Source organism: Colwellia psychrerythraea (genome assembly GCF_000764225.1).
Lineage (GTDB): Bacteria > Pseudomonadota > Gammaproteobacteria > Enterobacterales > Alteromonadaceae > Colwellia > Colwellia psychrerythraea_D.
Map to the genome: position 1 here is coordinate 177,674 of NZ_JQED01000005.1, position 25,225 is coordinate 202,898.

At 38.5% G+C, this 25,225-nt stretch carries 20 protein-coding genes; 7 read left to right on the plus strand and 13 right to left on the minus strand.

The window, feature by feature from the left end; all coding sequences use genetic code 11:
- Nucleotides 1–322 precede the first annotated feature (322 nt).
- Both ND2E_RS18290 and ND2E_RS18285 read left to right on the plus strand, forming a co-directional pair.
- Nucleotides 323–1,198, plus strand: a complete 876-nt coding sequence (locus ND2E_RS18290) for a helix-turn-helix domain-containing protein (protein WP_033092364.1) — start codon at nt 323–325, stop codon at nt 1,196–1,198.
- 88 nt (nt 1,199–1,286) lie between these two features.
- A complete protein-coding gene (locus ND2E_RS18285; RefSeq protein WP_033092365.1) occupies nt 1,287–2,150 on the plus strand; it encodes a nuclear transport factor 2 family protein in 864 nt (287 codons plus the stop codon).
- Between the two features lie 125 nt (nt 2,151–2,275).
- Here ND2E_RS18285 and ND2E_RS18280 read toward each other — a convergent pair whose 3' ends face one another.
- The 5 genes from ND2E_RS18280 to ND2E_RS18260 form a co-directional block, all read right to left on the minus strand.
- Nucleotides 2,276–2,968 (minus strand): response regulator, encoded by a 693-nt coding sequence (locus ND2E_RS18280; RefSeq protein ID WP_033092366.1) that lies wholly within the window; start codon nt 2,966–2,968, stop codon nt 2,276–2,278.
- Entirely contained in the window at nt 2,968–4,497 is a 1,530-nt protein-coding gene (locus ND2E_RS18275; RefSeq protein ID WP_033092367.1) for an ATP-binding protein, read from the minus strand. Before ND2E_RS18275 ends, ND2E_RS18280 begins: the two co-directional genes overlap by 1 nt.
- A gap of 108 nt (nt 4,498–4,605) precedes the next feature.
- Complete coding sequence (locus ND2E_RS18270; protein ID WP_033092368.1) at nt 4,606–4,986, minus strand: hypothetical protein; 381 nt, start codon at nt 4,984–4,986, stop codon at nt 4,606–4,608.
- Between the two features lie 118 nt (nt 4,987–5,104).
- The gene (locus tag ND2E_RS18265) at nt 5,105–5,638 is read right to left on the minus strand and encodes a hypothetical protein (protein WP_052056222.1); all 534 of its coding nucleotides are present in this window, start codon (nt 5,636–5,638) and stop codon (nt 5,105–5,107) included.
- Nucleotides 5,639–5,651: 13 nt separating this feature from the next.
- Nucleotides 5,652–7,769, minus strand: a complete 2,118-nt coding sequence (locus tag ND2E_RS18260; RefSeq protein WP_033092369.1) for a YHYH protein — start codon at nt 7,767–7,769, stop codon at nt 5,652–5,654.
- Between the two features lie 583 nt (nt 7,770–8,352).
- Here ND2E_RS18260 and ND2E_RS18255 point away from each other — a divergent pair.
- Nucleotides 8,353–8,571 carry a TIGR02922 family protein gene (locus tag ND2E_RS18255; RefSeq protein ID WP_033092370.1) on the plus strand — a complete coding sequence of 73 codons (219 nt, stop codon included), beginning with the start codon at nt 8,353–8,355 and terminating at the stop codon, nt 8,569–8,571.
- 164 nt (nt 8,572–8,735) lie between these two features.
- Here ND2E_RS18255 and dsdC read toward each other — a convergent pair whose 3' ends face one another.
- Nucleotides 8,736–9,695, minus strand: coding sequence for a DNA-binding transcriptional regulator DsdC (gene dsdC / locus ND2E_RS18250; RefSeq protein WP_033092371.1), 960 nt, complete (start codon nt 9,693–9,695; stop codon nt 8,736–8,738).
- A 228-nt stretch (nt 9,696–9,923) separates the two neighbouring features.
- On the opposite strand from dsdC, the gene ND2E_RS18245 reads away from it, so the two are divergent.
- Complete coding sequence (locus ND2E_RS18245; protein ID WP_033092372.1) at nt 9,924–11,255, plus strand: D-serine ammonia-lyase; 1,332 nt, start codon at nt 9,924–9,926, stop codon at nt 11,253–11,255.
- 66 nt (nt 11,256–11,321) lie between these two features.
- Here ND2E_RS18245 and lhgO read toward each other — a convergent pair whose 3' ends face one another.
- A complete protein-coding gene (gene lhgO, locus ND2E_RS18240) occupies nt 11,322–12,521 on the minus strand; it encodes an L-2-hydroxyglutarate oxidase (RefSeq protein WP_033092373.1) in 1,200 nt (399 codons plus the stop codon).
- A gap of 278 nt (nt 12,522–12,799) precedes the next feature.
- Nucleotides 12,800–13,759 (minus strand): glutarate dioxygenase GlaH, encoded by a 960-nt coding sequence (gene glaH, locus ND2E_RS18235; protein WP_150113700.1) that lies wholly within the window; start codon nt 13,757–13,759, stop codon nt 12,800–12,802.
- A gap of 206 nt (nt 13,760–13,965) precedes the next feature.
- On the opposite strand from glaH, the gene ND2E_RS18230 reads away from it, so the two are divergent.
- Nucleotides 13,966–14,847, plus strand: a complete 882-nt coding sequence (locus ND2E_RS18230) for a LysR family transcriptional regulator (RefSeq protein ID WP_033092375.1) — start codon at nt 13,966–13,968, stop codon at nt 14,845–14,847.
- A 134-nt stretch (nt 14,848–14,981) separates the two neighbouring features.
- Here the strand turns inward: ND2E_RS18230 and ND2E_RS18225 are convergent, their stop codons facing one another.
- The 3 genes from ND2E_RS18225 to ND2E_RS18215 form a co-directional block, all read right to left on the minus strand.
- Complete coding sequence (locus tag ND2E_RS18225) at nt 14,982–16,337, minus strand: aspartate aminotransferase family protein (protein ID WP_033092376.1); 1,356 nt, start codon at nt 16,335–16,337, stop codon at nt 14,982–14,984.
- 79 nt (nt 16,338–16,416) lie between these two features.
- Nucleotides 16,417–17,703 carry a 4-aminobutyrate--2-oxoglutarate transaminase gene (gene gabT / locus ND2E_RS18220; RefSeq protein ID WP_033092377.1) on the minus strand — a complete coding sequence of 429 codons (1,287 nt, stop codon included), beginning with the start codon at nt 17,701–17,703 and terminating at the stop codon, nt 16,417–16,419.
- A gap of 103 nt (nt 17,704–17,806) precedes the next feature.
- Complete coding sequence (locus tag ND2E_RS18215; protein WP_033092378.1) at nt 17,807–19,291, minus strand: NAD-dependent succinate-semialdehyde dehydrogenase; 1,485 nt, start codon at nt 19,289–19,291, stop codon at nt 17,807–17,809.
- 105 nt (nt 19,292–19,396) lie between these two features.
- Here ND2E_RS18215 and ND2E_RS18210 point away from each other — a divergent pair, with 105 nt between their 5' ends.
- Nucleotides 19,397–20,320, plus strand: coding sequence for a LysR family transcriptional regulator (locus ND2E_RS18210; protein WP_033092379.1), 924 nt, complete (start codon nt 19,397–19,399; stop codon nt 20,318–20,320).
- Between the two features lie 144 nt (nt 20,321–20,464).
- Here ND2E_RS18210 and ND2E_RS18205 read toward each other — a convergent pair whose 3' ends face one another.
- Both ND2E_RS18205 and ND2E_RS18200 read right to left on the minus strand, forming a co-directional pair.
- Complete coding sequence (locus ND2E_RS18205; RefSeq protein ID WP_033092380.1) at nt 20,465–21,649, minus strand: acyl-CoA dehydrogenase; 1,185 nt, start codon at nt 21,647–21,649, stop codon at nt 20,465–20,467.
- A 58-nt stretch (nt 21,650–21,707) separates the two neighbouring features.
- Nucleotides 21,708–22,880, minus strand: a complete 1,173-nt coding sequence (locus ND2E_RS18200) for a CaiB/BaiF CoA transferase family protein (protein WP_033092381.1) — start codon at nt 22,878–22,880, stop codon at nt 21,708–21,710.
- A 739-nt stretch (nt 22,881–23,619) separates the two neighbouring features.
- On the opposite strand from ND2E_RS18200, the gene ND2E_RS18195 reads away from it, so the two are divergent.
- The gene (locus ND2E_RS18195) at nt 23,620–25,038 is read left to right on the plus strand and encodes an aldehyde dehydrogenase family protein (RefSeq protein ID WP_033092382.1); all 1,419 of its coding nucleotides are present in this window, start codon (nt 23,620–23,622) and stop codon (nt 25,036–25,038) included.
- The last annotated feature ends 187 nt before the right edge of the window (nt 25,039–25,225 follow it).

Below are 25,225 nucleotides of genomic sequence, written 5' to 3' on the forward strand. Positions count from 1 at the left end.
CAAAGTTTAACTAGGAAAAATGACATCCCTTCACACATTTAAACTAGCAAACAATACCAAATACACAAAGCGCTATATTTGTGGTCAGAGCTGTTTATATTCGCTAGGAAATAAGCATAAAACTTTCATTTTGATATAAATCATAGAAGGATGAGCTCCTCTTGTTATGTTATTTAAAAAAATGAGTTAAGGGGCGAACTCATCTTTAGCGTAATTAATTTCTTCTCACTTTAGTTTTATCGTCGTTGTAGTAATAAATCACTATACAAAGGTAACTGATTGTTTTAAAAATAAGTAACCCAGAGCAGAAAATTAGATCTCAATGAGCATACCCAAAGTCCAATTTGCCCCCAAAGCACACAAAGATATTGGGATAGAAATCATAGAATTATCTGATATATATGAGCGTTATAATGATGAGACTGAAAATTTAATTTCAATGCCACATCGAATAAAATTTCATAATTTTTTGTACATTACGCAAGGTAATGGCACACATTTTATCGATTTTAATACCTATTCCATTCAAGCTGGCAGTGTTGTTTTTATTAATAAAAATCAAGTTCATGCCTTTGATTTAATCAACCAGCCACAAGGTAAACTGATTATTTTTACTGATGAATTTCTTGATACTATTTTTACCACGATTAAAACACCTTTATCCGCTCATAACTACCTACTCAGCTCCTACTCCCCTACCTTTTCATTATCAAAAGAAATAAGAGCCACCTGTGACGTATTGCTCACAGAAATTGTCAATGAATATCAAGTAAACAAACCTAATTTGAATTTCTTGAACTTAATATTTTCGGCGGTATTAACCAAGTTATCAAACGAGCGACCGCGATCTTATGAGCACTATTTGAGTGAGACGCGTACGGAAAAGTTTATGACGTTTATTCATTTACTTGAAATAAATTACACCAACACACGCGATGCAAAAGTATATGCTGACATGCTGCATATGACATATAAGTCGCTTAATCAAATCTGTAAACTGGCAACAAATAAAACGGCAAAGCAGTTAATTGATGCGTATATTATTTTGGAAGCAAAGCGAAAACTTTCTATTGAAAACATCCGCGTACAGCAGCTTGCTGACGATTTAGGCTTTGATGAGGTTACTAATTTCGTCAAGTACTTCAAAAAATACACCCTACTTACCCCTTCACAATTCAAAAAAGTCTCCAAAGGTTAGATATTTACCATTTAATTGCGTCGATTCACCTGAACGGTTACTAAGCAACAACCTATAATTTCCTCATCTTATTTAGAAGGAAATAACGATGAAAAAAAACTTATTAACAACTGCCATCGTAGGATTATTAGCCATCACTGCTTGTAATGCTGCCCCTGTAAATTCGGAGATCAAGATGAATATATCAAAAAAAGAAAAAGCCGTTGCCTTGCTTAATAGTATTGAAACTGGTGATCAAACAGCTATTAGCTATGTAAACCCGACGGAATATACACAGCACAACCTGGCCGTAGGAGATGGACTAGCTGGCTTTGGTGCCGTTTTGCAAGCCTTACCTAAAAATAGTGCTAAGGTAAATGTAGTGCGTTCATTTGCTGATGGTGAATATGTATTTACTCACACAGACTACAATTTCTTTGGTCCAAAAATTGGTTTTGATTTATTTAGATTTGAAAATGGCTTGATTGTTGAGCATTGGGATAATTTAGACGAAAAATCAGCAACAAAAAATCCAAGCGGCCGAAGCCAAATAGATGGTCCAACAACAATTAAAGATTTAGAAAAGACAGCTGAAAACAAGATATTGGTGGCTAAATTTGTCGATACTATATTAGTTAACGGCCAATTTTCTCAATTAGGCGACTTCTTCGAAGGCGATTTTTACCATCAGCATAATACCGCAATTGCTGACGGTTTATCTGGATTAGGCCAAGCCCTAGAAACAATGGCGAAAAACGGTATTAAAATGGTCTATAGCAAAAACCATAAAATACTAGGAGAAGGTAACTTTGTCTTAAGTATCAGTGAAGGCTCTTTTGCCGATAAACCGACTTCATTCTACGATTTATTCCGTGTTGAAAATGGCAAAATTGTTGAGCACTGGGATGTAATGGAGACGATTACACCAAAAGAACAATGGAAAAATACCAACGGTAAATTTGGTAACTTATAATAAATGTTATGCCATTATTAAAGAAATATATCGCGCACTTCAACACGCTATCTTTCTATATTTAGTTAAAAGCAACCATTACTTGAGCAGGTATATAGTGGTAACTGGTTAGCTGCCTAGCCTGCTCATTTTTCGCATTTATAACCAACACCATACACAGAACTAATAGGATTTGAATCTGAGGAATACTGATGGATTTTTTTCCGAATATTTTTAATATGAGTATCAATGTTACGGTCACTAACATCAATTGTATCTAGATAAACCTTATTCATAATTTCATCACGACTGAAGACACGTTCAACATTGTTCAAAAAGAGCTCGACTATTTTAAATTCAATCGGTGTTAAATCTAATAAGTGTTTTTTAAAGGATACCTGATATTTTTCGCAGTTCATCTCAAAGCCAGACTGTTTAATGACCTTCTCATTTGCTTTATCAGCCGAGTTATTATCGAAACGACGTAATACGGCTTTTATTCTTGCGATCACTTCTCTCGGGCTAAAAGGTTTACAAATATAATCATCCGCACCAAACTCTAAACCAAATAATTTATCTATTTCTTCACTTTTTGCCGTCACCATAATAACGGGCAAGGATGAAAATACTCTTAGCTGTTTGCAGATATCAAACCCGTTTACATCGGGTAACATCAAGTCAAGCAGCATTAAGTCAACCCTATTTGATTTTATGTAGTCGATGACACCATTACCAGTACTAAGATGATGCACGTCATAGCCATTATTTTGGCAATATGCGACCAATACCTCAGCAATGTGAGCTTCATCTTCAACAATTAATATAGTTTGTCTATTCATCAGGAAAGTTTCTTTAAAAGAGGAAACATCATTTTTATACTAAGGCCTCCAAGGTGTGAATCAAATGCGCTTATTGTGCCTTGATGCGCTTCGACTATTTGTTTACACAGTGCTAACCCCAGTCCAGAGCCACCATGATTACGATTACGAGATTGTTCAACGCGATAAAAACGGTCAAAGAGCTTTTCTTGTGCCGCCCTGACTACGCCTGGCGCAGAGTCCTGAATCATAATAGTGATAAAGTGCTTATCATGACTGGCAAAGATAGTGAGCTTACCGGGCGCTTGAGTATAGCGACAAGAGTTCTCTAATAGATTCGCGAACAATTGTCTTAATCTGTCTTTATCTGCAAGTAGTTGACAGTTATTATCACCCAGCAGTTCCTTGAGTGTATGAACATCAACAATAAATGACTGTTGCTTAAATTTAACAGCAAAACTATCAATAACCTGCATTAATAATTCGATAGGGTTCAGTTCAATTTTTTGATACGTTAGCCCACCGGCATCAGAACTCGATAACTGATAAAGATCATCAACAATATGGCTTAAGTTATCAATTTCATCGACAAATAATTGCACGCGCTTTTCATCAGCGACAAAAATTCCATCTTGGATGGCAATCAATTGCGCTCGCAAAATCGTTAAAGGCGTTCTGAGTTCGTGGGAAGTATCAGACATCCATTGGAAGCGATTTTTTTGATTTTTTTCTAAAGTCTCAGCCAATACATTAACGTGATCTGACAAGATGGCTAATTCATCACGTGTGGTGTTTTTAATACGACTTTGATAATTGCCTTGAATAAGTTTGTTAGTACCACTGATGAGCTGCTTTATCGGCGCCATCAGATGTCTAGAAAATACAAATGCCATGATAAAAGCGAGTAAAACTGTGGCAGCAGCCATTAAATAGTAACTTTCATATTGCTGTGTTAAGAACTCGCTAGCTGGACTATTTTTCGCCAGCTGAGAAGGTTGTAAACCTAACCAACCGATAACCTGTCCTTCAAACTCTATGCTTTGAGTAACCTGATTGTCGTGTAAATAACGTTTACCGACAATAACCTTTTTATGATGATCATATAAACTCAGTCGTTTGCCAGTTTGCAGAAAGTTGCTCGAATTCACCTTTTTAGGACTATGTTTGGCTGGTTGATTTTCTCTTGCTCGAGAGCCTTTAGCTTGGAGGTATTCAGATTGAACAGGCCTTGTTCTTTCACCTCTTGGTTTTGGATCTTGGCTATACCTGCCATTTCTGCGGGGCTCAACTGGTGGTGGTCGACGTTTAGCTTGAGGGTCAACAATATCCCGCCAAATTTGTACATTATTTACTATAGGCTGCCAGCTATTGCTCTGTTGATATACACTAATAAGTTGCTGTTCAGTTTCAGCTAAATGTTTATTTTCTACTGCCGTTACAAAGTCATTAAAGCCAGCAGATAAATTAACGGCAATTAACACCAGCAGTAATCCTACCAAGGTAAGGTTAGTAATAAAAAAAGCAAAAAAGAATTTATATAACAGCTTCAAACCTTGTTTCCTCTTTTGCTCTTATTATGGTTTTAATTGAGTTTATTCAATAGAGTAGACTGATTATCATAACACGCTCTTTATGAACTACTAGTTCAAACACAATCGCTAATTTTGATGAGTTGCCAAATGTGAGGGCAACTGCCTTAGCTGTTTACTTGAAGCTTTATCTCTCCTTGGGTTGCAAGCGAAGTATTGTTTATCGGGAGTAAACTCACAAGCCCCCTTTTCTAATGCACTTGGACCGTGGAAACTACACGCACTGTTTTCATTTTTATTTAGGCAGATATCAATCGCTTGTTGTGGTGGTTTCCTAGCATGAGTCTTCGGTAAAGGCGGGCTATTTTGCTTGTAACTCTGCTTATTATTTGTCTCTATTGTTTCATTAGCTGCGTTATCAGTATTAGCTGAAGATGCGTGTGTTCCAGTGAGTGATAACACTATTAGTATCGAACCTATTACCTTGGGTAAAACTTTCACTTTGTTCATTAATTATCCTAAAGGTTTGCTACATAATCGTCTAGTGATCAATGCTTGGTTTTGCTTGAATACGTTGTCATTTTTCACCATCAGTTGTCGGGCATTGACTGAGTTTTTTACTCCAATGCTAATATGAGACTTGTACGCTCCTTCCGGCAGAAACCAGCTGATATTTGGGCTTAACGAAGCTGGCATGAACAGCCCCTAAGCTTTTAGGGAAAGCTATATTTAACTGTTCAACCGATGACTGCTTATGCCTTCCTGTTAAGACAAACTCAGTATAGTCATGGGACTCTGTGCTATTTTTTGCCGCTAAAACCGTCGATAACTGTAATGATATAGATTGATTATTCAAAGTTAGTGCAATTTGATTATGCAAAATATTTTCAACATATTGTTCCGTTTCTTTTGGGGTTAAACCAAGTGGCATAACCTGCTGATTATCACCTAACAACCAAGCCTGACTATCTTTTAAATGTGACAGCCAGCGATTCAAATCTAACCATAGGCGAACTTCAACTTGGCCATCTCTAAGGCTAATACGCGCAGTGGTTTCTTTTAGGCTATGCGCATTTGTTGTCATAGAGAACGTTGCAAATAACATCAGCATTGAGATAACTCTAAAGGCTTTATTTATGATTATTATCATCTTCTTTTTCATTATGGCTCTCCCTTTAAGGCTTATCTATGGTGATACGACAAATGAGTGTATTATCTGTTTCTAAGTCTGCGCCCCATATAAGTTGAGCAGTCTCATGCCAACTGATGTCATCATAACCACCTTTTGGACTAACATCGGCAACGCTATGCTGCGTAGCATAATCCCATATTGAGTCATCGAAACTACTTTCTTTCCAATCATTGGGCTCTTCACTGCGATTAAAAGTACACGAGCCTGCACCGACAATAGGGTTAATTTCACTTTCACAAGACTTATCTAATGGTGCTTGATGCAGCACTTCACATTTCCATTCCTCATTACTCACAGCAATAACTTGGTTAGTGTCTGTGTCAGTAATTTGTGCAATAAAACCACCATCGCCCATTTGTTGGTTGCTTTGTCCAATGTATTCCAAGCCAGTGTCATTTTCTTTATAGTCTTTTAAAATGAAATTTAGTTGCATCGGATAAGTACCTGAAAAAGTTACACTTTCAGCATTAAAAGATCGTTCAGTAGTAATAGAAACAGAATCTTCAATGATTAGCTCATTACCTAAATAAGCAGCAAACCAATTATCAGACCAGGCTTCTAGCTTAAAGGTGTGAGATTGTGTTGATAGGTTATCTTCCATTTGAGTGTCGCGACAAAAAGTCCCTGTTTCTATAATACCGCCATTGCTAACCGTTTTTTGCTCAAAATCATAACAGTCAGATTGAGTTGTCGATGGAGTATAGCGGACATAATAACTAGTATTATTGTAGTTATAACTCATAGTGCGAGTACCATCATCACTCATAGTATGCAGCAAGTTTTCTACACCACCCTGTGGCGGAGTTAGGTTTGCACGGGCACCATGAGTATCACCACTTAATGGAGAGACTCTAGGTAATATGCTGGTATCAACCTCACCAACAAGACATTGAATAATATAAGGAGCTTGATTTGATGTATGGTAACGATAGCCAAAATCATAATCAATTTGTCCATTACAAACATCTAAATCACCTGCGGTGATGGCACTGCCATCTGGGTTATTATCACCATATAGCGGGTAACCATCATAACCCCAACCAATAATGGTACCATCATCATTATTAGGTAAGGTGTCGATCATACAATTAGGTGAAGCATGATAGTGGTAATCGTCACCACGCCCAGCATGACCTCCACAATTATCTAATTGCCCCAATGCCACTGTGTCGCTATCAGCATCATAAGTGTAAAGATCGAGTTCACCCTGTGAAGAATAATCATAAATGGGTACCCCATTCACTGCCACACCTACGGCAGCATCGATAGTGGTTAAATTAGTTGCTACTTGCGGCGCTAACTTTATTGGTGCCGCATAATTTGTTGCCGGTACAGGAAGTTGTTCATTCGTCCCAGTAATGCCATTCATTAACTCATGATCAGGGTATGTATCTGAGCTAATATAGGCATATTCATTATCACAAGTTACGCCAACACTCTCATTAAACCCTGCTTCACTGACCGATTGTTGTATTGTTTCACAACGTGTTAACTCCACGTCAGCGAAACGTTCAAAGTTAACCGTCAGATCAACAGAGTTTAACGTGATGTCTGCCATTGCTGTTAATAGCGACTCTCGATCGACACTTAAAACATTGCTCAATTCTGGCGATTCAGACAGTGCATATAAGGTAAAGATATAACTTTTCGCGCCAGTTCCTTGAGAGCAAGGTGCGGCATATTCATTTAAACCATTAACACTATTTGTGCCTAACACACCTTCGAAATCACCAGTATTAATCGAGTTAATACCCGCATCAATACCATACATTATCCAATACCATTTAGCTTCATCTGCGCCTGGGACATGATGCATAATTAAGGCATATTCACTCGTATTTTCAGGAGCTCCACTCCAAGTCAGAGGCGGAGAAATACTGTCCCCATCACAAGTAAACATTACAGGAAGATCACCATTGTTTACCATGGACTCACTACTGAGTGTAAATTCAATATCTGTCGACTCATTTTCTACAGCGCCATCTGACGTAGTTAACTCAGCTGAAGTATCAAGCTCACTGGTTGAGCTTGAATCTGAGCCACAAGCCACAAAGGTAAGACTAAACAAAACAGTAATTATTTTTGCTAAGTGATTTTTCATATTAATACTCTACAGCTGATTGATGAAAGACTTCATTCTTTATTGACTGTTAGTATAAGGAAGGAATGTAGGGTAAAGATGAAGAAAAATTGTTATTTATATCTTTGTTTTTGTTATAAATTATTATATCTAGGTTAGATTGTGTGGAAAATATGTGGAGTGACGTTGTAGAAGGAGAATAGTATGAACTTGAACTCTACATTAAATTTAACAGTGACCATTGAAAAAAATTTTCTTAGATTGTTCAATTTATTATGCAACAATAAAAGCAGTAATGGATAAGCTAAAAATGTCAGATTATTTAACAGTTAACTATTCTTTCGTTAATTAACTTTCATTATCATACTGAAATAATTGACTATTATTAACTTGGCGCGCTTTGTGCTATTTTTTTCGCCGAACAACGAATGTAATCGTACCTAAATTATAAAGATAATGATTGATCTTTTTTCTATGAGTAGTCATCTGTAAGGACTACGGACTACTATTGATTTAGATCTAAACAAACCTATCGTTCATGTGGAATAATCCATGGCCGATTTACGACATAAATTTAAGATGGCATAACTAAAAAGAGTACATTATGGAGCAAGATTTAATCCAAGTAACAGTCATTTATTATCAAGTAGAGTCACTTGAGTTACTACATGAAGTGAAATCCTTCCCCAAAAATCGCCACGGAAGAGTTGTCTTACCTGAAGAATTTAAAAAAGGTAAATCCATTATTGCGGTTTGTGAGGGTGAAATCACCATTTTAAATAAAGTAGGTGACCGTATTTTATCTGTTGGTAAAGTGGCATAAGAAAGCTGTAACCTTTAGTTCGGATAATAATACTGATCAGTTTTCAATCATCCCCAGTTGAAACTTATCAAGTAATTTTGGTTTAAATACATAAAGGCACTCAAGTCCCCTTCAGTAAGCAGTTTCTAGTTAATCTAATGATTAACTCTGTGGATATTGATAAATCACCTAACAGGTATAACGTTTTCATTTTTTAACTTGTTTTTTAGCCAACCAATAAATAATGCTATCTTTGTGTTTGTACTATTAGGTAATGTAGCAACATAATAGCGCTGCGGGCATAGTAGTTTTTTATCAGCAAAAGGTTTAATCAACTCCCCTTTTTTGATTTGACTACGGGTCAAACTCTCCCTGCCCATCGCGACACCAGCATGATTAATAGCCGCGATAACAGCCAAATCTGAGCGGTCAAACCTAATGTTGACATTAGAGTCTAAGCCATTGATATTAAAGTTATCTGCCCACAGTGCCCACTCATCCATGTTGGAGTCGTATCCCCATGCTTGATTATCATGTAATAAGGTACATTGACTTAAATGACTTGTATTACCAACTAAGTCAAATTCTTCTGCATACTCTGGACTACAAACTGGCACTATCGCCTCGGTCAAAACATCTTGGCAATCTAACTTATTCGGTTGTTTTTCATCAAAATAGATCGCCACATCAATACCATGGCCATAAAAGTTAATATTTTCATTTCCCGTTAAAATATTAAGTGAAATAGCAGGGTATTGCTTTTGAAAGTCGGCAACTTTAGGCACCAACCAACATTGCGCAAAAGAAGGTCGAGAATAGACAGTTAACTCGCCAGAAACATCATCACTTTTTGCTTCAAGTATTTCTTGATTTAAATGAGTTAAAGACGCTTTGACCGCAATATAAATACGTTCACCTGCCGCGGTCAACTCAATCTTTCGGTGTGAACGTTTGAATAATAAAATAGCTAATTCATTCTCTAAGGCATTTATTCGATGAGATATTGCACTTGGTGTCATCGACAGTTCTTCAGCAGCAAGTGCAAAAGAGCGGTGCCTAGCTGCTACTTCAAAGGTATGCATTTTAGCAAGTTGAAAACTACTTAAGCGTTTATTTTTAGGAGTAACATTGTCTTGAGTATACATAACACAGACTCTTCTATTGGCATTTTTCGACGAACTCTGAGCACAACAATATCATTATGCATTACATTAAATAACCCAAATTAGATTTTACATGCTTTTTTCCCTTAGCAATGCTCTCTTGATTTAATTTATTTCACGTGAAGTTGAATTATCATCGTTTGTCAGTAAGTGACGATTATTGTTTAATACCCTTAACTCCAACAGCATAAAGCAGATTGAGAAGTGATAATGAACAACGATAACATTACACAGTTAATGGCTGATTTTCCCCTCATCAAAAACATGGTCAACCTATCAGAGGTAAGCTGGTTCAACCCTAAGGTGACGTCGCTGCAAGAAGGCCTTCCTTATGTTGGTTTGGATGAAAGTAATATCAAAGATGCCAGTGACCGACTAGCCCGCTTTGCGCCTTACATGGTAAAAGCATTTCCTGAAACAGCAAAAAACAATGGCATTATTGAGTCTGAATTAATAGAAATTTCAGCAATGAAATCGCAACTGGAGCAGCAATATAAGGTGGAAATTAAAGGTAAACTGCTGCTAAAAAAAGACAGTCACCTGCCCATTTCAGGTTCAATCAAAGCACGCGGTGGTATTTATGAAGTATTGACTCATGCTGAAAAACTAGCACTAAAAGCAGGATTACTCGAACTGACAGATAATTACACTAAACTGTTTAGCGAAAAATTTAGAGTCTTTTTTAGTCAGTACAGTATCGCTGTTGGTTCAACGGGCAACCTTGGTATGTCTATTGGTATTATCAGTGCAAAACTGGGTTTTTCAGTGAGTGTGCATATGTCTGCAGACGCCCGCCAATGGAAAAAAGAAAAACTACGCTCTCATGGTGTTAATGTTGTTGAGTACAATCAAGACTATGGTGTGGCAGTGGAGCAAGGCCGTAAAGAAGCAGAACATGACCCCAAGTGTTTTTTCATCGATGATGAAAACTCCCAAACATTATTTCTTGGCTACGCTGTAGCGGGTGAAAGACTGAAACAACAGTTTGATGAGTTGCACATTGTGGTAAACAAGGATAATCCACTCTTTGTCTACTTGCCCTGCGGTGTCGGTGGTGGTCCTGGTGGTGTCGCATTTGGCTTGAAGATGGCTTTTGGTGATAACGTACACTGTATATTTGCCGAACCTACGCACTCCCCTTGCATGTTGCTCGGCATTCTTACTGGATTGCATGATGACATTTCCGTTCAAGATATCGGCATTGATAACATTACCGCTGCTGATGGTTTGGCTGTTGGCAGAGCTTCTGGCTTCGTTGGCCGAGCAATGGAAAGACTGTTAGATGGTTTTTATACTATCAGTGACCAAAGAATGTATGATCTACTTGGCTTATTAAATAAGGTTGAAGGCATTCAATTAGAGCCGTCTGCCTTGGCTGGTATGTTAGGCCCAATTGTTGTCACCAATGATATTGAATATCTAAATCGTATAGAGATGAACAATGATAAATTGGCAAAGGCAACACATCTTGTTTGGGCAACAGGTGGCGGTATGGTTCCAGCGGTAGAAATGCAAAAATACTTATCAAAAGGCTGTTATTAGTATTGAGTGTTTAATCATTGTTCGTTATAGACCAGCTCACTGGTTTGCTGGTCTATAAATAGCCTCTTAAGAGCATAAGTGTTCAGCAACTTTATCAACAATATAACCACCTATGGGAATTGCTGACGTCGCCGCTGGCGATGGTGCATTACAGACATTAATACTGCGTTTACTGTTAGCAAACAAAAAGTCATGTACTAAGCTGCCATCATTCATCACGGCTTGTGCACGAATACCCGCAGGGTAGGGTTTAAGATCGACAAGCTCTATTGAGGGGCAATACTTTCGCACTAAGGTTAAATAACCGCTTTTAAAGAGTGAATTCTTAAATTCAGTTATGCCAGAACTCAAATTATTCCATAATACCTTCCAGAATCCAGTGAACAGTAACATTTCTTTCATATCACGTAAGTTAATATTAACCTTGCCATAACCTTCTCGTTTAAAGCCTAATACCGCATTTGGGCCAACCGTAACACTCCCGTCAATCATCCGCGTTAAATGCACACCTAAAAACGGTAATGTTGGATCAGGAATTGGATAAATTAAATGATTAACAATCGCGTTTTTATCGGCTGGTAACTGATAGTATTCACCACGAAATGGTACAATTTGAAAATCAACTTGAATATCTAACATTTTAACCACACGATCAGCCATGAGTCCTGAGCAGGTAATTAAGTAACGGCTAGTAAACTCACCCGCGCTTGTACTCACACAAACTGCTTCTGTCGTTTCCTTTAATTGAGTTACTTTGGTATTTAGTCGGTATTCACCGCCTAATGACTGAAACTCTTGCGCCATTTTAATGGTAATCAATTGATAATCAACGATACCTGTCGACTTCACCAAAATAGCACCTAGCCCAGTAATATTAGGCTCCTGAACTTTAAGCTGCTGCTTATCAAGTAACTCCACTTCAATATTATTTTTTTGACAGCGTTGGTAAAGCGCCTCCATGCGCTTAACTTCTAATTCATTCGTAGCGACTAACAACTTCCCGCATTGATTAAACGGGATATTATGCTGTTGGCAAAAGTTAATAGTAGCATCGACTCCAGCTCGACAAAACTTAGCCTTCAAGCTGCCGGGCTCATAATATACGCCAGCATGAATAACACCACTATTATGTCCAGTTTGATGGGTTGCAAACTCACTTTCTTTTTCCAGTAATAGTATTTTCTTATCCGGATAGCGTTGTTGTAGTTGCCACGCAGTCGACACACCAATAATACCACCACCAATGATTATGTAGTCATAGATCATATAATTACCCTATATACCAATTCAAGTAAGTTTCTTCCCACGCAGCGAGACTTAAAAGGCTTAGAGGCAAGGCATTGATTGAAGATAATGGTTTTTCCCTTATCAAAATCAATAACGCTGCATGTAAACCTTTTAAACTCGCCCTTTGGGAGTTTGTCAGCAATCTGATAACTGCACATAATTCTCTTAAGATAGAATGACTATACATAAAAAATTCTATTTGTTCTCAAACTGCTGACAAGCTCTGAGTGGGAACAAACTTATTTGATTTGGTATTATTATTTCAGTTTTGCATTTTCATAATAAGCGCCACGCTGACGCAGTAATTCGCGGTACAGTCCTTTATCAGCAACAAATTTATCACGACCATGTAACCAAGCATGGTTATTTACTACCAGCATACTACCCACAGGAACACGGACATTGAAGGTATTCTGCTCTGCTTCTAACGATTCCCCCATATCAAATAGATACTGACCTTGGCGCATATTTAAAGGCTCAGCAAATTGATCGATAAATAGCATTTTTGGTCGACCTAACTCATCTTCTTCAAAAAATACCGGATGATCTATTTTATAAGTAATATTCTTACTCGCTGGCGATGTCCATTGAATGTCTTCTTTTGCTAGAGGATGGTTATAAAACTTTTCTAACTCTTGCCATTCATCGACGTGTAATAATAAGGAATCACCACCTTCCATATTTTCTTCCGCTATTTTTTGCATAATAACCCAGTCGGTGCGCTCTTTTACATAGGTGCCATCATTATGTAATTCCATACGGCGATGTGCTTGACGTAAGTAACTATCACTATTGTCATCATTTTTAACGCTAAAACGGGCATAAAATTTTCCGTACATAGCATCTAAATTAGGTACGCCAATTAAGTGAGATACCGCAGTCGATAATAAAATATTAAACTCAAGTTGATCAAACTCAGCAGCGACAGGTTCACATTGCAACATAAACGCACCCGTCCCTCGATTTTTGATGATATTTAGCAATAAAGCACCTAAAGTATCTTGAGTGAGGCTATTAAGAATACTGGCAACACGAAAACGTAAAAAAGGTTTGTACTCTATAGCTTGTACCCCTAACGGTAATGCCTGTTCGATAAACCCCTTCACTATTTCAGAGGATAGCTTTATCACTTGTAAACGAGGATTCGCTGCAAATGGCGTTACTGAAAAGCCTTGTGGACTTGAGTCATTGTTCAATTTTATTGCTGTAGTATTCATATTATCACCCTCTTGTGCTTTTGATGTAAACCGATGAAGTTAAGACCTGGATAACTAACGGTAGCATTAGCAAATTGCTAAACACTGTTACTTTCAAGGTAATTTTTTTACGCTTCATTAGTGGTTAACTCTATCTAGAAAGTGAAAATAAATATAATATATAGTTTTTATAAATTTCATAACTTTTACTTATTGATTTCATTATTATGAATTTAAAGCGCCTTGAATACTTCTGCCAACTTGCCAATCTGGGTAACTTCACTCGGACAGCACATAAAATAGGAATTGCCCAACCGGCATTGACTATTGCCATTCAAAAATTGGAACAAGAAGTGGGACTGAAGCTGATCAATCGGGCAGAAAAAAATGCCTTATTAACTGCTGAAGGTGAAGTATTGTATAAACTGGCAAGCCAGCTATTGAGCCAAGCAAATCAGCTCGAATTAGAGTTAGAGGAACTCAAAGGCCTAGAGCAAGGTAGTATTCGATTTGGTGTTTCTGCCATGATGGGATCTTATTATTTCCCCAAAGTGCTTAGTGCATTTAAACAAAAGTACCCTAAAATAAAAATTCACTTAGTTGATCAAGGTACGGCAGCTTTAGAAAAAATGCTGCTCAATGGCGAGCTTGATTTAGCTTTGGTGCGCAGTGACTCCGAGAATCCACAATTGCGCTATACAGAGCTTTTCAATGAAGAGGTTGTTGCCGCTATGGCCAGTACACACTCACTCGCGAACGAACAAAGTATATCACTAGCTCAATTTTGTCAGCAGCCATTGGTGTTGTTTCATGAAGGATATTTCTTGCGTGAAGTTGTCAGTCAATATGCGAAAAAGCATCACCTAACACTAGATATTCGCATGGAAACAAATCTTATTGAGCTGCAAAAATCTTTGGTGCGCAGTGAGGTGGGGATCACCACATGCTTGTCACGTATTTTACAAAACGAACAGCAAATGACATCGGCCCCTTTTGAACCAAAAATTGAATTTAAGCTAAGTTTGGCATGGAAAAAAAGTCACTACCTTTCTAATGCCAGTAAAGCCTTTATGACCTATTTGAGCTCAACGATCGATTGTATAGATTAGTTGTCGTCAATTACTTAACAGCCATCAGTGAACGAACAACAAGAAAAATTCGGTCACCCCAAAAAAACAAAGCCACTACTAATGGGTAGTGGCTTTCTTGTCAGCAGAAAAGCGATAATTCAAACGAACTACGCTTAGATAAGGTTATAGAACCTTGCCGTATCGTCTAGTGTCTTTTTAGCTTTCTCTATTAATTCATCAATTTCAGTTTTGCTAATAACCAACGGCGGTGAAATAACCATGATGTCACCACATGAACGCATGATTAAGCCATTATCCATTGAATAATCACGACAAACATTGCCACCCGCGGCATTAGGCGCTAAACGCTCTTTAGTTGTTTTATCTTTAACTAGCTCAATAGATGCAACCATACCTAGACCACGCGCTTCACCCACAATCGGATGATCCGCAAGCTCTTGCCAGCGTTGTTGTAAATAAGGTGAAATCTCTGCTTTAACTTGCTCAACAATACCTTCAGACTCTAATAGCTCGATATTTTTTAGCGCAACTGCCGCAGCAACAGGATGACCTGAATAGGTATAACCATGGTTAAAGTCAGCACCTTCTCCAATCACTACATCAGCCACTTTATCTGAAATAATAACGCCGCCAATCGGTAAGTAACCTGACGACATACCTTTAGCGATAGTAATCATATCCGGCTTTAAATCAAAGTACTCACTAGCAAACCATTCACCTGTACGGCCAAAGCCAGAGATGACTTCATCTAAGATAAAAAGAATATCATACTTAGCTAAAATTCTTTTGATTTCAGGCCAGTAAGTATCTGGTGGTGTTATAACTCCGCCAGCCCCTTGGAAAGGTTCCGCAATAAAAGCAGCAATGTTTTCTTCGCCTACTTCTAATATTTTCGCTTCCAACGATTGCGCAGCTTTAAGACCAAATTCATCTTTAGATAAATCACCACCTTCAGCAAACCAGTAAGGTTGGTCCACATGGACAACACCATCAATAGGTAGATCGCCTTGTTCATGCATATACCCCATACCACCTAAACTTGCCGCAGCAACGGTAGAACCATGGTAAGCATTTTGACGACTGATAAAAGTTTTCTTTGATGGTTTGCCTTTTAAGTCCCAGTACCGACGTACCATTCTAAAGTTTGTATCATTTGCATCAGAGCCAGACCCAGTAAAAAATACTTTATTCATATGAGCAGGCGCAATAGAAGCTATTTTTGCTGCCAACTCAGTTGCTGGTTCAGTTGTGGTTTTAAAAAATAAATTGTAATAAGGCAGTTCGGTCATTTGTTGACTTGCGGCTTCAACAAGCTCTTTACGACCATAACCTATATTTACACACCACAAACCAGCCATACCATCGAGGTATTTTTTACCATTATCTTCATAGATATAAACACCTTCCGCTTTAGATATTAATTTAATACCCTTTTCTGCTAGCTCTTTATTATCACTAAATGGTTGAAAGTGATGTGCTGTATTTTTTTGCTGAAATTCTGACTTCATAACATAACCTTTTAATTTTTATTATAAATTATCCGCCCGATGAGGGCGGTCTGTTTAAAACGTTTTTAAAAATTACACTTTACTTAGCAAGCTCTTTGAACATATTTTCAAATGCATCTAAGCCTTCTGTTAGCACTTCATCTGAAATGGTTAATGGCGGTAAGAAACGGATAACATTACCGTAAAAACCACAGGCGAGTAATACCAGTCCGTTTTTGGCTGCATTAGCAATAAGCGCTTGCGTTAATTCAGTATTTGGTTGCTCTGCATCGCCATTTTGGATTAATTCCATAGCAATCATTGAACCTTGGTTACGAACATCTAAAACGAGCTCTGGGAATGCCGTTTTTAGCAAGTTTAAACGGTGATTAAATTGTTCACCGATATGTGCTGAACGTTCTACTAAACGTTCTTCTTCCATAATATCTAAAACCGCTAAAGCTGCAGCACAAGCTACTGGTGAGCCGCCATATGTTCCGCCTAATCCACCAGGTAAAGGTGCATCCATCACTTCACTTTTACCAACAACGGCCGCAATAGGGAAGCCACCTGCGATACCTTTTGCCATCGTCATTAAATCAGCTTCGACACCTGAATGTTCAAAAGCAAACATCTTACCTGTACGACCAAAACCAGTTTGGATCTCATCAGCAATTAACATAATGCCATGTTGATCACACAGTTGACGTAATGCTTGCAAAAACTCAGTAGGTGCAGCATAGAAACCGCCTTCACCTTGAACTGGCTCAACAATAATTGCTGCCACATCGCTCGGAGCGATATCTACTTTAAATAAGTTTTCAAGGGCTTTTAACGATTGCTTAACCGTAATGTCATGACATTCAATTGGGAACGGGGCGTGAAAAATGTCACCAGGAAATGGACCAAATAAATTTTTATACGGTGTAATTTTACCTGTTAGTGCCATAGCTAAATTGGTACGACCGTGAAAGCCGCCATTAAAGGCAATAACACCACGGCGTCCCGTATGAGCACGTGCAATTTTCACGCAGTTTTCAACGGCTTCAGCACCTGTTGAAACAAAGATGGCTTTTTTCTCAGAATCACCAGGAGCTAGGTCAGTTAGTTTTTCTGCCAACTCAACAGCAACTTCATAGGGGTTAACCATGACACAAGTATGGCTAAATTTATCTAACTGCTCTTTTGCTGCAGCAACAACTTTTGGGTGGCTATGACCCGTATTACATACAGCAATACCTGCGCCAAAATCAATATAACGATTACCTTCTACATCCCATATCTCTGAATTTTCAGCACGCTCAACATATACTGGGTACATATTGCCTTGGCCGCGTGCTATCACTTTAGTCTTTCTGTTTTGTAATGCTTGATTTGATGTTGTCATTGTATTATCTCTACATTCTTTTCATTAAGTAAACTGCGAGAAAGTCATTCTTTTATTGCTCTCTCAACATTATATAAATCGGGCTAATATTGCCTAAATTAGGCTATTTATCTAAACCGCCCATACATAGGTATTTAATTTCTAAGTAATCGTCTAAGCCGTATTTTGACCCCTCTCGACCGTTACCTGATTGTTTAACACCACCAAACGGAGCTGCAGCGTTAGAAATAATGCCTTCATTAATGCCTACCATGCCAAACTCAAGACCTTCGGCTACTCGCCAAACTGTGCCTATATCGCGAGAATAGAAATATGCTGCTAGGCCATATTCCGTATCGTTGGCAAGTGCAATCGCTTCTTCTTCTGTTTCAAAGGCAATCACTGGTGATACCGGACCAAATATTTCATTGGCTGCAATTGGCATATCATTGGTAACGCCCGTTAAAATAGTAGGCTGATAGAACAACTCACCAACGTCAGAACGTTGTCCACCAAAGGCGACTTTTGCACCCGCACTGATGGATTCAGCAACCAATTTTTCCACATCATTAACTGCTTTGTCTGATATCATAGGGCCAAGGTTCACGCCATCTGCTAGACCATCACCCATGCGCAATTCAGCCACAGCATTTTTGAATTTTTCAGTAAATTCTTCTAATACCCCTTGTTGAACTAGAATGCGGTTTGTACACACGCACGTTTGACCAGCATTACGGTATTTAGAAATGATTGCACCTTGTACTGCTGCATCAATATCTGCATCATCAAATACAATAAAAGGTGCATTACCGCCTAATTCCATTGATACTTTTTTCACCGTTGTCGCACATTGAGTCAACAATAATTTACCTACTCCCGTCGAACCAGTGAAAGTAAACTTTGCAACATCAGGATGTTGCGTTAATACTTGTCCCATTCCGCGAGAGTTACTGCCGACAACAACGTTAAAGACACCTGCAGGAATGCCTGCCCGTTCCGCTAACTCAGCCATTGCTAAGGCCGATAACGGTGTTGATTCAGATGGTCTAACAACAAAAGTACAACCTGCTGCTAATGCCGCTGCTGCTTTACGGGCGATCATCGCATTAGGGAAGTTCCATGGTGTTATAGAAGCCACTACGCCAACAGGTTGCTTGATAACAACAATTTTTTTATCGCTGGAAAGCGCAGGGATAGTATCGCCATAAACACGCTTGCCTTCTTCAGCAAACCATTCTAAAAAGGCAGCACCATAGGCAATTTCGCCTTTAGCTTCAGTCAGTGGCTTACCTTGCTCTAACGTTAAAATACGTCCAAGGTCATCTTGATTTTCCATTACTAAATTAAACCAATTACGTAGCAAGGCAGCACGTTCATTGGCAGATTTAGCTGACCACATTTTTAATGCATCTTTGGCAGCTGTAACAGCCAATTCAGTTTCTGCTACATCTGCATTACTCACCTGAGCAACCACTTCACCCGTTGCTGGGTTGGTTACCGGAAATTGAGTTTCACTGCTATGCCAGCTGCCATTAATATATGAAAATGGTTTAATAAGCTGGCTATCTTTTATGCCCGCCGCTTCTAAATTACAAGTAACTTCAGTCATGGTTTTATCTCACTAGTTATTTAATAAACAATATCAGTATTGAAACCCAGTTTTAATTAAGGTTAAATACAAAACAATAAACCTTTAGTTTGAAGTAAACAAAACATGTATAAACACTCAATTATTCCGAAACCAGTAAGTGAATATGATTTACGCTTGCTGCGTATATTCATCTCAGTGGTTGAGCATGGCGGCTTTTCCTCGGCAGCTAATGCTTTAGGCATAACGCGCTCAACCATTAGCGTGCACATGTCGAACCTAGAAACTCGCATGAAATTGAAATTGTGTTTACGTGGCCGAGGTGGTTTTTCTTTAACCGAAGATGGTCAAGCGGTATACCAAGCGGTGCTTGACTTGTTTGCAACAATGGATGATTTTTCTTTATTAATTGATAGTTTAGGCAGTGAATTAAGTGGCGAATTAATTATTTTATGTGCGGATCAACTGGATGAAAGCAAACAGCATAAAATGGCACAAGTGATACAAAAAATTAATGCTGTCTCACCCAATTTGCATCTAGTGTTAGATGGTGACTCTATCTCAAACATAGAAAAGTCTTTGTTAAAAGATAAGGCCCATATTGGTGTATTTCCAAGTTATCAGCAAATAGAAGGATTGAAATATCAGCCATTATTTAGCGAATCTATTTATTTATGTTGCGGCAAAAAACACCCCTTTTTTAATCAGGTAGATACTGCAATATCAGAAGAAATGTTAGGCGAAGCTGCTGCAATACATCCTGGTATCAATATAGATTTAGCCGGTAAACGGCAATTAGAGAAACTCAACTTATCGGCAAAGTCTTATCAATTTGATACGCGTAAAGCGATGATACTATCTGGGTGTTATATAGGGTTTATGCAACAAAGTTTTATACAAGCCGAACTAAACCGTGGCGAAATCAGAATAATAAAGCCAAATAGTCATCACTATCAATTTAGACTCTCTTTAGTCAGTAAAAAAACGCCTAGGGAAGTCAAAAAAGTTGAGTTATTAACTGACGTCTTTTCACAAGTATTTCAGTTATAGAAACCACAAGATTTCATCTTTATAATGGTGATCATAACACTGTGATTCATACTGACTTTAGCAAGTAATGCCATGAATATAGAACACTCTCATGGACAAATAGCGATGAGAGTGTATTCAATCATTTGAAGCACTAGTTTTGAATTAACAAAATGCTTGCAAACCCGTTTGTGCACGACCCAGAATTAAACCATGTACATCGTACGTACCTTCATAGGTATTTACTGTTTCTAAATTCACCATATGACGAATAACATGAAATTCATCTGAAATACCATTGCCGCCGTGCATATCACGCGCCATACGAGCAATATCAAGTGATTTACCACAATTGTTGCGTTTGACCATTGATATCATAGTAGGATCCCACTTTGTGGTATCAATAATGCGACCAACACGAAGGGATGCTTGTAAACCTAACGATATTTCGGTTTGCATATTAGCCAGTTTAGTTTGGAATAACTGTGTTTGTGCAAGCGGACGTTTAAATTGAATACGGTCTAACCCATACTGACGCGCAGCATGCCAACAGAATTCAGCAGCGCCTATTGCCCCCCAAGAAATACCATATCTCGCCATATTTAAGCAACCAAATGGGCCAGCTAAACCACGTACTTCCGGAAACATGTTTTCTTCTGGCACAAAGACATTATCCATAACGATTTCACCGGTAATTGAAGTCCGTAACGATATTTTACCTTCAATTTTTGGTGCTGTTAAACCTGCCATGCCTTTTTCTAATACAAAACCACAAATTTGATTTCCTTCGGCTTCATTTTTTGCCCACACGACAAAGACATCAGCGATTGGTGAATTGGTGATCCACATTTTTGAGCCCGTTAAACGATAGCCGCCATCTACTTTCTTAGCGCGAGTAATCATACTTGAAGGATCAGAGCCTGAACCTGGCTCAGTTAAACCAAAACAGCCAATGTATTCACCTGTTGCAAGTTTTGGTAAGTATTTTTCTTTTTGTTCTGTTGTACCGTACGCATTAATAGGATGCATAACTAGTGAAGATTGCACGCTCATTGCACTTCTATAACCACTGTCCACACGCTCTACTTCACGAGCAACTAAGCCATAACTAACATAGTTAACACCTGAACAACCGTAACCGTCAATCGTTGCGCCTAATAAGCCAAGCTCGCCAAATTGACGCATAATGTTAGGATCAAAATTTTCGTTACGGTTGGCCATTAATACGCCCGGCTGCAACTCCTCTTGACAAAAAGTATGTGCCATGTCGCGCACCATACGTTCATCTTCTGATAATTGGTCGTTAAGTAGCAGTAGGTCATCCCAATTGTTTAATACTGAATTTGTCATGTTATTGCTCCGTTATAAATATAGGGTTATAGCTAATAAAGTTTAGATTTAGTTAGGTTTACTTAGGATTTAATATTTCATCAGTGTGCTGACCCAATATGGGCGGGGCAGCGTTATAATCAATTGGTGTTTGTGAGAACCTAATTGGGTTAGCTACCTGCGGTACTTTACCTGCGGTGGGATGCGCTAATTCAAAAGCCATATTGCGATGCTTAATTTGTGGATTATCAAACACACGATCAATTGAATTAATTGGACCACAAGGTACATGTACTTTTGACAGAGCTGTTAACCAATCATCTAACTTACCTTCAATAAAGTAAGATTCAAGTATTGGAATAAGAGTTTCACGATGTTTAACTCTTAGGGCGTTTGTTGCAAACTGTCTATTATCACCAACCTCTGAACAACCTAATACAGCGCAGCATTTTTTAAATTGCTCATCATTGCCAACGGCTAACAGAATATAACCATCTTGTACTTTCATGGCTTGATATGGAACAATATTTGGATGAGCCGAGCCTAACCTTTGTGGTACTTCGCCACTCACTAAATAACTACTGCCTTGATTGGCTAAGCAGGCGACTTGTGTATCTAATAAGGCAATATCTATCTGCTGGCCTTCATTGGTTTGCGTGCGATGATATAGTGCCGCTAGAATACCTGAAACAGCATACATTCCCGTCATCAAATCCGTAGTAGCTACCCCCACTTTTTGCGGTCCACCACCAGGCAGATTGTCTTTTTCTCCGGTAATGCTCATCAAGCCACCCATTGCTTGGATCATAGCATCGTAACCTGCTCGATTCGCATAAGGCCCATCTTGACCAAAGCCAGTAATCGAGCAATATATAACATCATTACGAATATTTTTAATACTCTCGTAATCTAAACCGTACTTTTTAAGTCCGCCAACCTTATAATTCTCTACAACAATATCGGCTTGTTGTACTAACTTATAAATGATTGCTTGGCCAGCAGCAGTAGTCATATCAACTTCAATCGATTTTTTGCCTCTATTTGCAGCAACATAATAGGCAGATTCAGTTGTATCATTACCTTGGACATCTTTTACATAAGGAGGACCCCAGTGGCGAGTATCATCACCCTGACCAGGTCGTTCTATCTTCCAAACTTCCGCACCATAGTCAGCCAGTACCTGTGTAGCCCATGGGCCAGCTAAAATTCGACTGAGATCGAGTACTTTAATTCCGTTGAGTGGCCCTGCCATTAAATAATCCTTAAGTAAGAGTGATGATTACTACATGCATACCTGAGCAATTTGAAGATGCGTGTTTCAGAACGCCTACACGATTCACGATCAAGGCGTCTCATTTTATTAAAAGTTATCCCCTTAAAAAATGAGACAATAATGAACATGGCTTGTTCAGATATTCCCACAGAGCTTTTCTATATACGCTTTATACTGTGTTATTGATTTCGACAAGGAAAATAATTTAAGCATAATCATTCTAGGATTTGATTAGTTAACGCCGTATAAAGTTATGTTAATCACATCGAAGAAGCGCTTTAAAATATGCATCTTGATTGGTATCGGGTATATCTTGTATTGGTTTAATTTAGGCTTTCACTCTATCCATAAAACATCAATAAATATAATATATAAATTATATAACTTTCATAACTTTTTCTTATCATCAACACAAATATGAATGTGAAACGTCTTGTATATTTTGTCTGTTAACCAGTCTAAGTAACTTTGCTTCCCGTGAGTGGGCCTGCCATTAAATGCTATTAAAGTGAGAATGATGATGATTGCCCCCTTAAATAGCTAGATTAACTGAGTAAAGGTCAGTTTAACCTTTACACAGCAATTTTCACGTAAGCATTTCAAGCCTTAACGAAGTATTATTTACAACAAAAATTAATATTTATTGATGTTCAGCGCTTTTTTGTTTATTTTATCCAACACTAAAACAACCTAAAATATGCTAAAAGGCAATGTCTTTATGAAAAATTTAAGCCACTTCTATATTAACGGACAATGGGTAACTCCAGATACAGCCAATGATTTTATCGTGGAGAACCCTTCGAATGAGCGTCAAGTCGGTGTTATTTCTCTAGGCTCTAGTGTCGATGTTGATAAAGCCGTTAGTGCAGCTAAAAACGCATTTATTCAATATGGCTTTAGTTCAATAGAAGAACGTATTTCACTTTTAGAAAAACTATTGGCTGCCTATATGAATAGGTATGACGAAATGGCGCAGGCCATTTCTCAAGAAATGGGCGCCCCCATTGATTTTGCCACTGCTGCTCAGGCTGATTGTGGCCGTGGTCATATTCAAACAGCCCTAGATGCTTTAAAAAATTTTGAATTTGAGCACATTTCAGGCAACGCCACCATCACGCATGAACCAATTGGCGTTTGTGGTTTCATCACACCATGGAATTGGCCAATTAACCAGATAGTTTGCAAAGTTGCTCCTGCATTAGCCACAGGTTGCACCGTGGTTTTAAAACCAAGTGAAATTGCGCCTTTATCAGCACATGTTTTCGCAAAAATAGTCGATGATGCAGGTTATCCCGCTGGAACGTTCAATTTGGTTAATGGTGATGGAATGGGGGTTGGCTCTACAATATCGTCCCATCCAGATATTGATATGGTTTCTTTTACTGGCTCAACAAGAGCAGGTTCATTAATTTCTAAAGCCGCTGCAGATACAGTAAAACGCGTTGCACTAGAATTAGGGGGGAAATCACCGAATATTATATTTGACGATGTAGACTTAGAAGCAGTCGTATCCAAAGGTGTTGTTGGTTGCATGGAGAATACCGGTCAATCATGTAATGCGCCAACACGTATGCTAGTGCAGGCATCTGTTTACGATGAAGCCGTAGCAATAGCAACTCGTGTTGCTAACGACATAAAAGTCGGTAGCGCTGATAAACCAGGAAAGCATATTGGACCATTAGTGAGTAAGGCCCATTTCGAAAAAGTGCAAAGCATGATTAAAGAAGCGATAGATTCAGGCGCGACCTTATCAGCCGGAGGCCTTGGTAAACCTGAAGGCCTTGAACTTGGCCATTTTACCAAACCAACAGTATTTTCTAATGTGAACAATAAAATGAACATCGCTCAAGAAGAAGTCTTTGGCCCTGTTTTGGTGATCATTCCATTTACAGATGAACAAGAAGCGATCACGCTAGCAAATGACTCCCCTTATGGTTTAGCTGCTTATATTAATACTCCTGATGAAGAAAAAGCGAGTCGTGTTGCACGGAAAATGCGGGCTGGTATGGTAAGGATTAACTGGGCTTCGCATCACTACACCTCGCCATTTGGTGGCTATAAACAATCTGGAAATGGTCGTGAGTGGGGAGTATATGGCTTTGATGATTATTTAGAAATTAAAGCGACCAGTCGTTAGGCGCTATTTATCTTGCTAGATTGTTTTGGCAGAAATTTAACGGATATTGAGAACAAAGCAGAGCCATTACCATGTAATTATCTAGGGCAATATACTGCTGCACTGTTACTCAACTAGTTGCAAATAACATCACACAAAAAAGTGACTCATGCTGTAAACGTCGAACACACTGTGTCCTGTGAATTCG

Coding starts and splice junctions, on each gene's coding strand:
- ND2E_RS18265 (WP_052056222.1), bottom strand. CDS start 5,638: ATGAAAAAGAAGATGATAATAATCATAAATAAAGCCTTTAGAGTTATC.
- ND2E_RS18215 (WP_033092378.1), bottom strand. CDS start 19,291: ATGACTGAAGTTACTTGTAATTTAGAAGCGGCGGGCATAAAAGATAGC.
- ND2E_RS18245 (WP_033092372.1), top strand. CDS start 9,924: ATGAACAACGATAACATTACACAGTTAATGGCTGATTTTCCCCTCATC.
- ND2E_RS18260 (WP_033092369.1), bottom strand. CDS start 7,769: ATGAAAAATCACTTAGCAAAAATAATTACTGTTTTGTTTAGTCTTACC.
- ND2E_RS18230 (WP_033092375.1), top strand. CDS start 13,966: ATGAATTTAAAGCGCCTTGAATACTTCTGCCAACTTGCCAATCTGGGT.
- ND2E_RS18285 (WP_033092365.1), top strand. CDS start 1,287: ATGAAAAAAAACTTATTAACAACTGCCATCGTAGGATTATTAGCCATC.
- ND2E_RS18195 (WP_033092382.1), top strand. CDS start 23,620: ATGAAAAATTTAAGCCACTTCTATATTAACGGACAATGGGTAACTCCA.
- ND2E_RS18200 (WP_033092381.1), bottom strand. CDS start 22,880: ATGGCAGGGCCACTCAACGGAATTAAAGTACTCGATCTCAGTCGAATT.
- lhgO (WP_033092373.1), bottom strand. CDS start 12,521: ATGATCTATGACTACATAATCATTGGTGGTGGTATTATTGGTGTGTCG.
- ND2E_RS18255 (WP_033092370.1), top strand. CDS start 8,353: ATGGAGCAAGATTTAATCCAAGTAACAGTCATTTATTATCAAGTAGAG.
- ND2E_RS18280 (WP_033092366.1), bottom strand. CDS start 2,968: ATGAATAGACAAACTATATTAATTGTTGAAGATGAAGCTCACATTGCT.
- ND2E_RS18225 (WP_033092376.1), bottom strand. CDS start 16,337: ATGAAGTCAGAATTTCAGCAAAAAAATACAGCACATCACTTTCAACCA.
- ND2E_RS18270 (WP_033092368.1), bottom strand. CDS start 4,986: ATGAACAAAGTGAAAGTTTTACCCAAGGTAATAGGTTCGATACTAATA.
- ND2E_RS18210 (WP_033092379.1), top strand. CDS start 19,397: ATGTATAAACACTCAATTATTCCGAAACCAGTAAGTGAATATGATTTA.
- ND2E_RS18290 (WP_033092364.1), top strand. CDS start 323: ATGAGCATACCCAAAGTCCAATTTGCCCCCAAAGCACACAAAGATATT.
- ND2E_RS18205 (WP_033092380.1), bottom strand. CDS start 21,649: ATGACAAATTCAGTATTAAACAATTGGGATGACCTACTGCTACTTAAC.
- glaH (WP_150113700.1), bottom strand. CDS start 13,759: ATGAATACTACAGCAATAAAATTGAACAATGACTCAAGTCCACAAGGC.
- gabT (WP_033092377.1), bottom strand. CDS start 17,703: ATGACAACATCAAATCAAGCATTACAAAACAGAAAGACTAAAGTGATA.
- dsdC (WP_033092371.1), bottom strand. CDS start 9,695: ATGTATACTCAAGACAATGTTACTCCTAAAAATAAACGCTTAAGTAGT.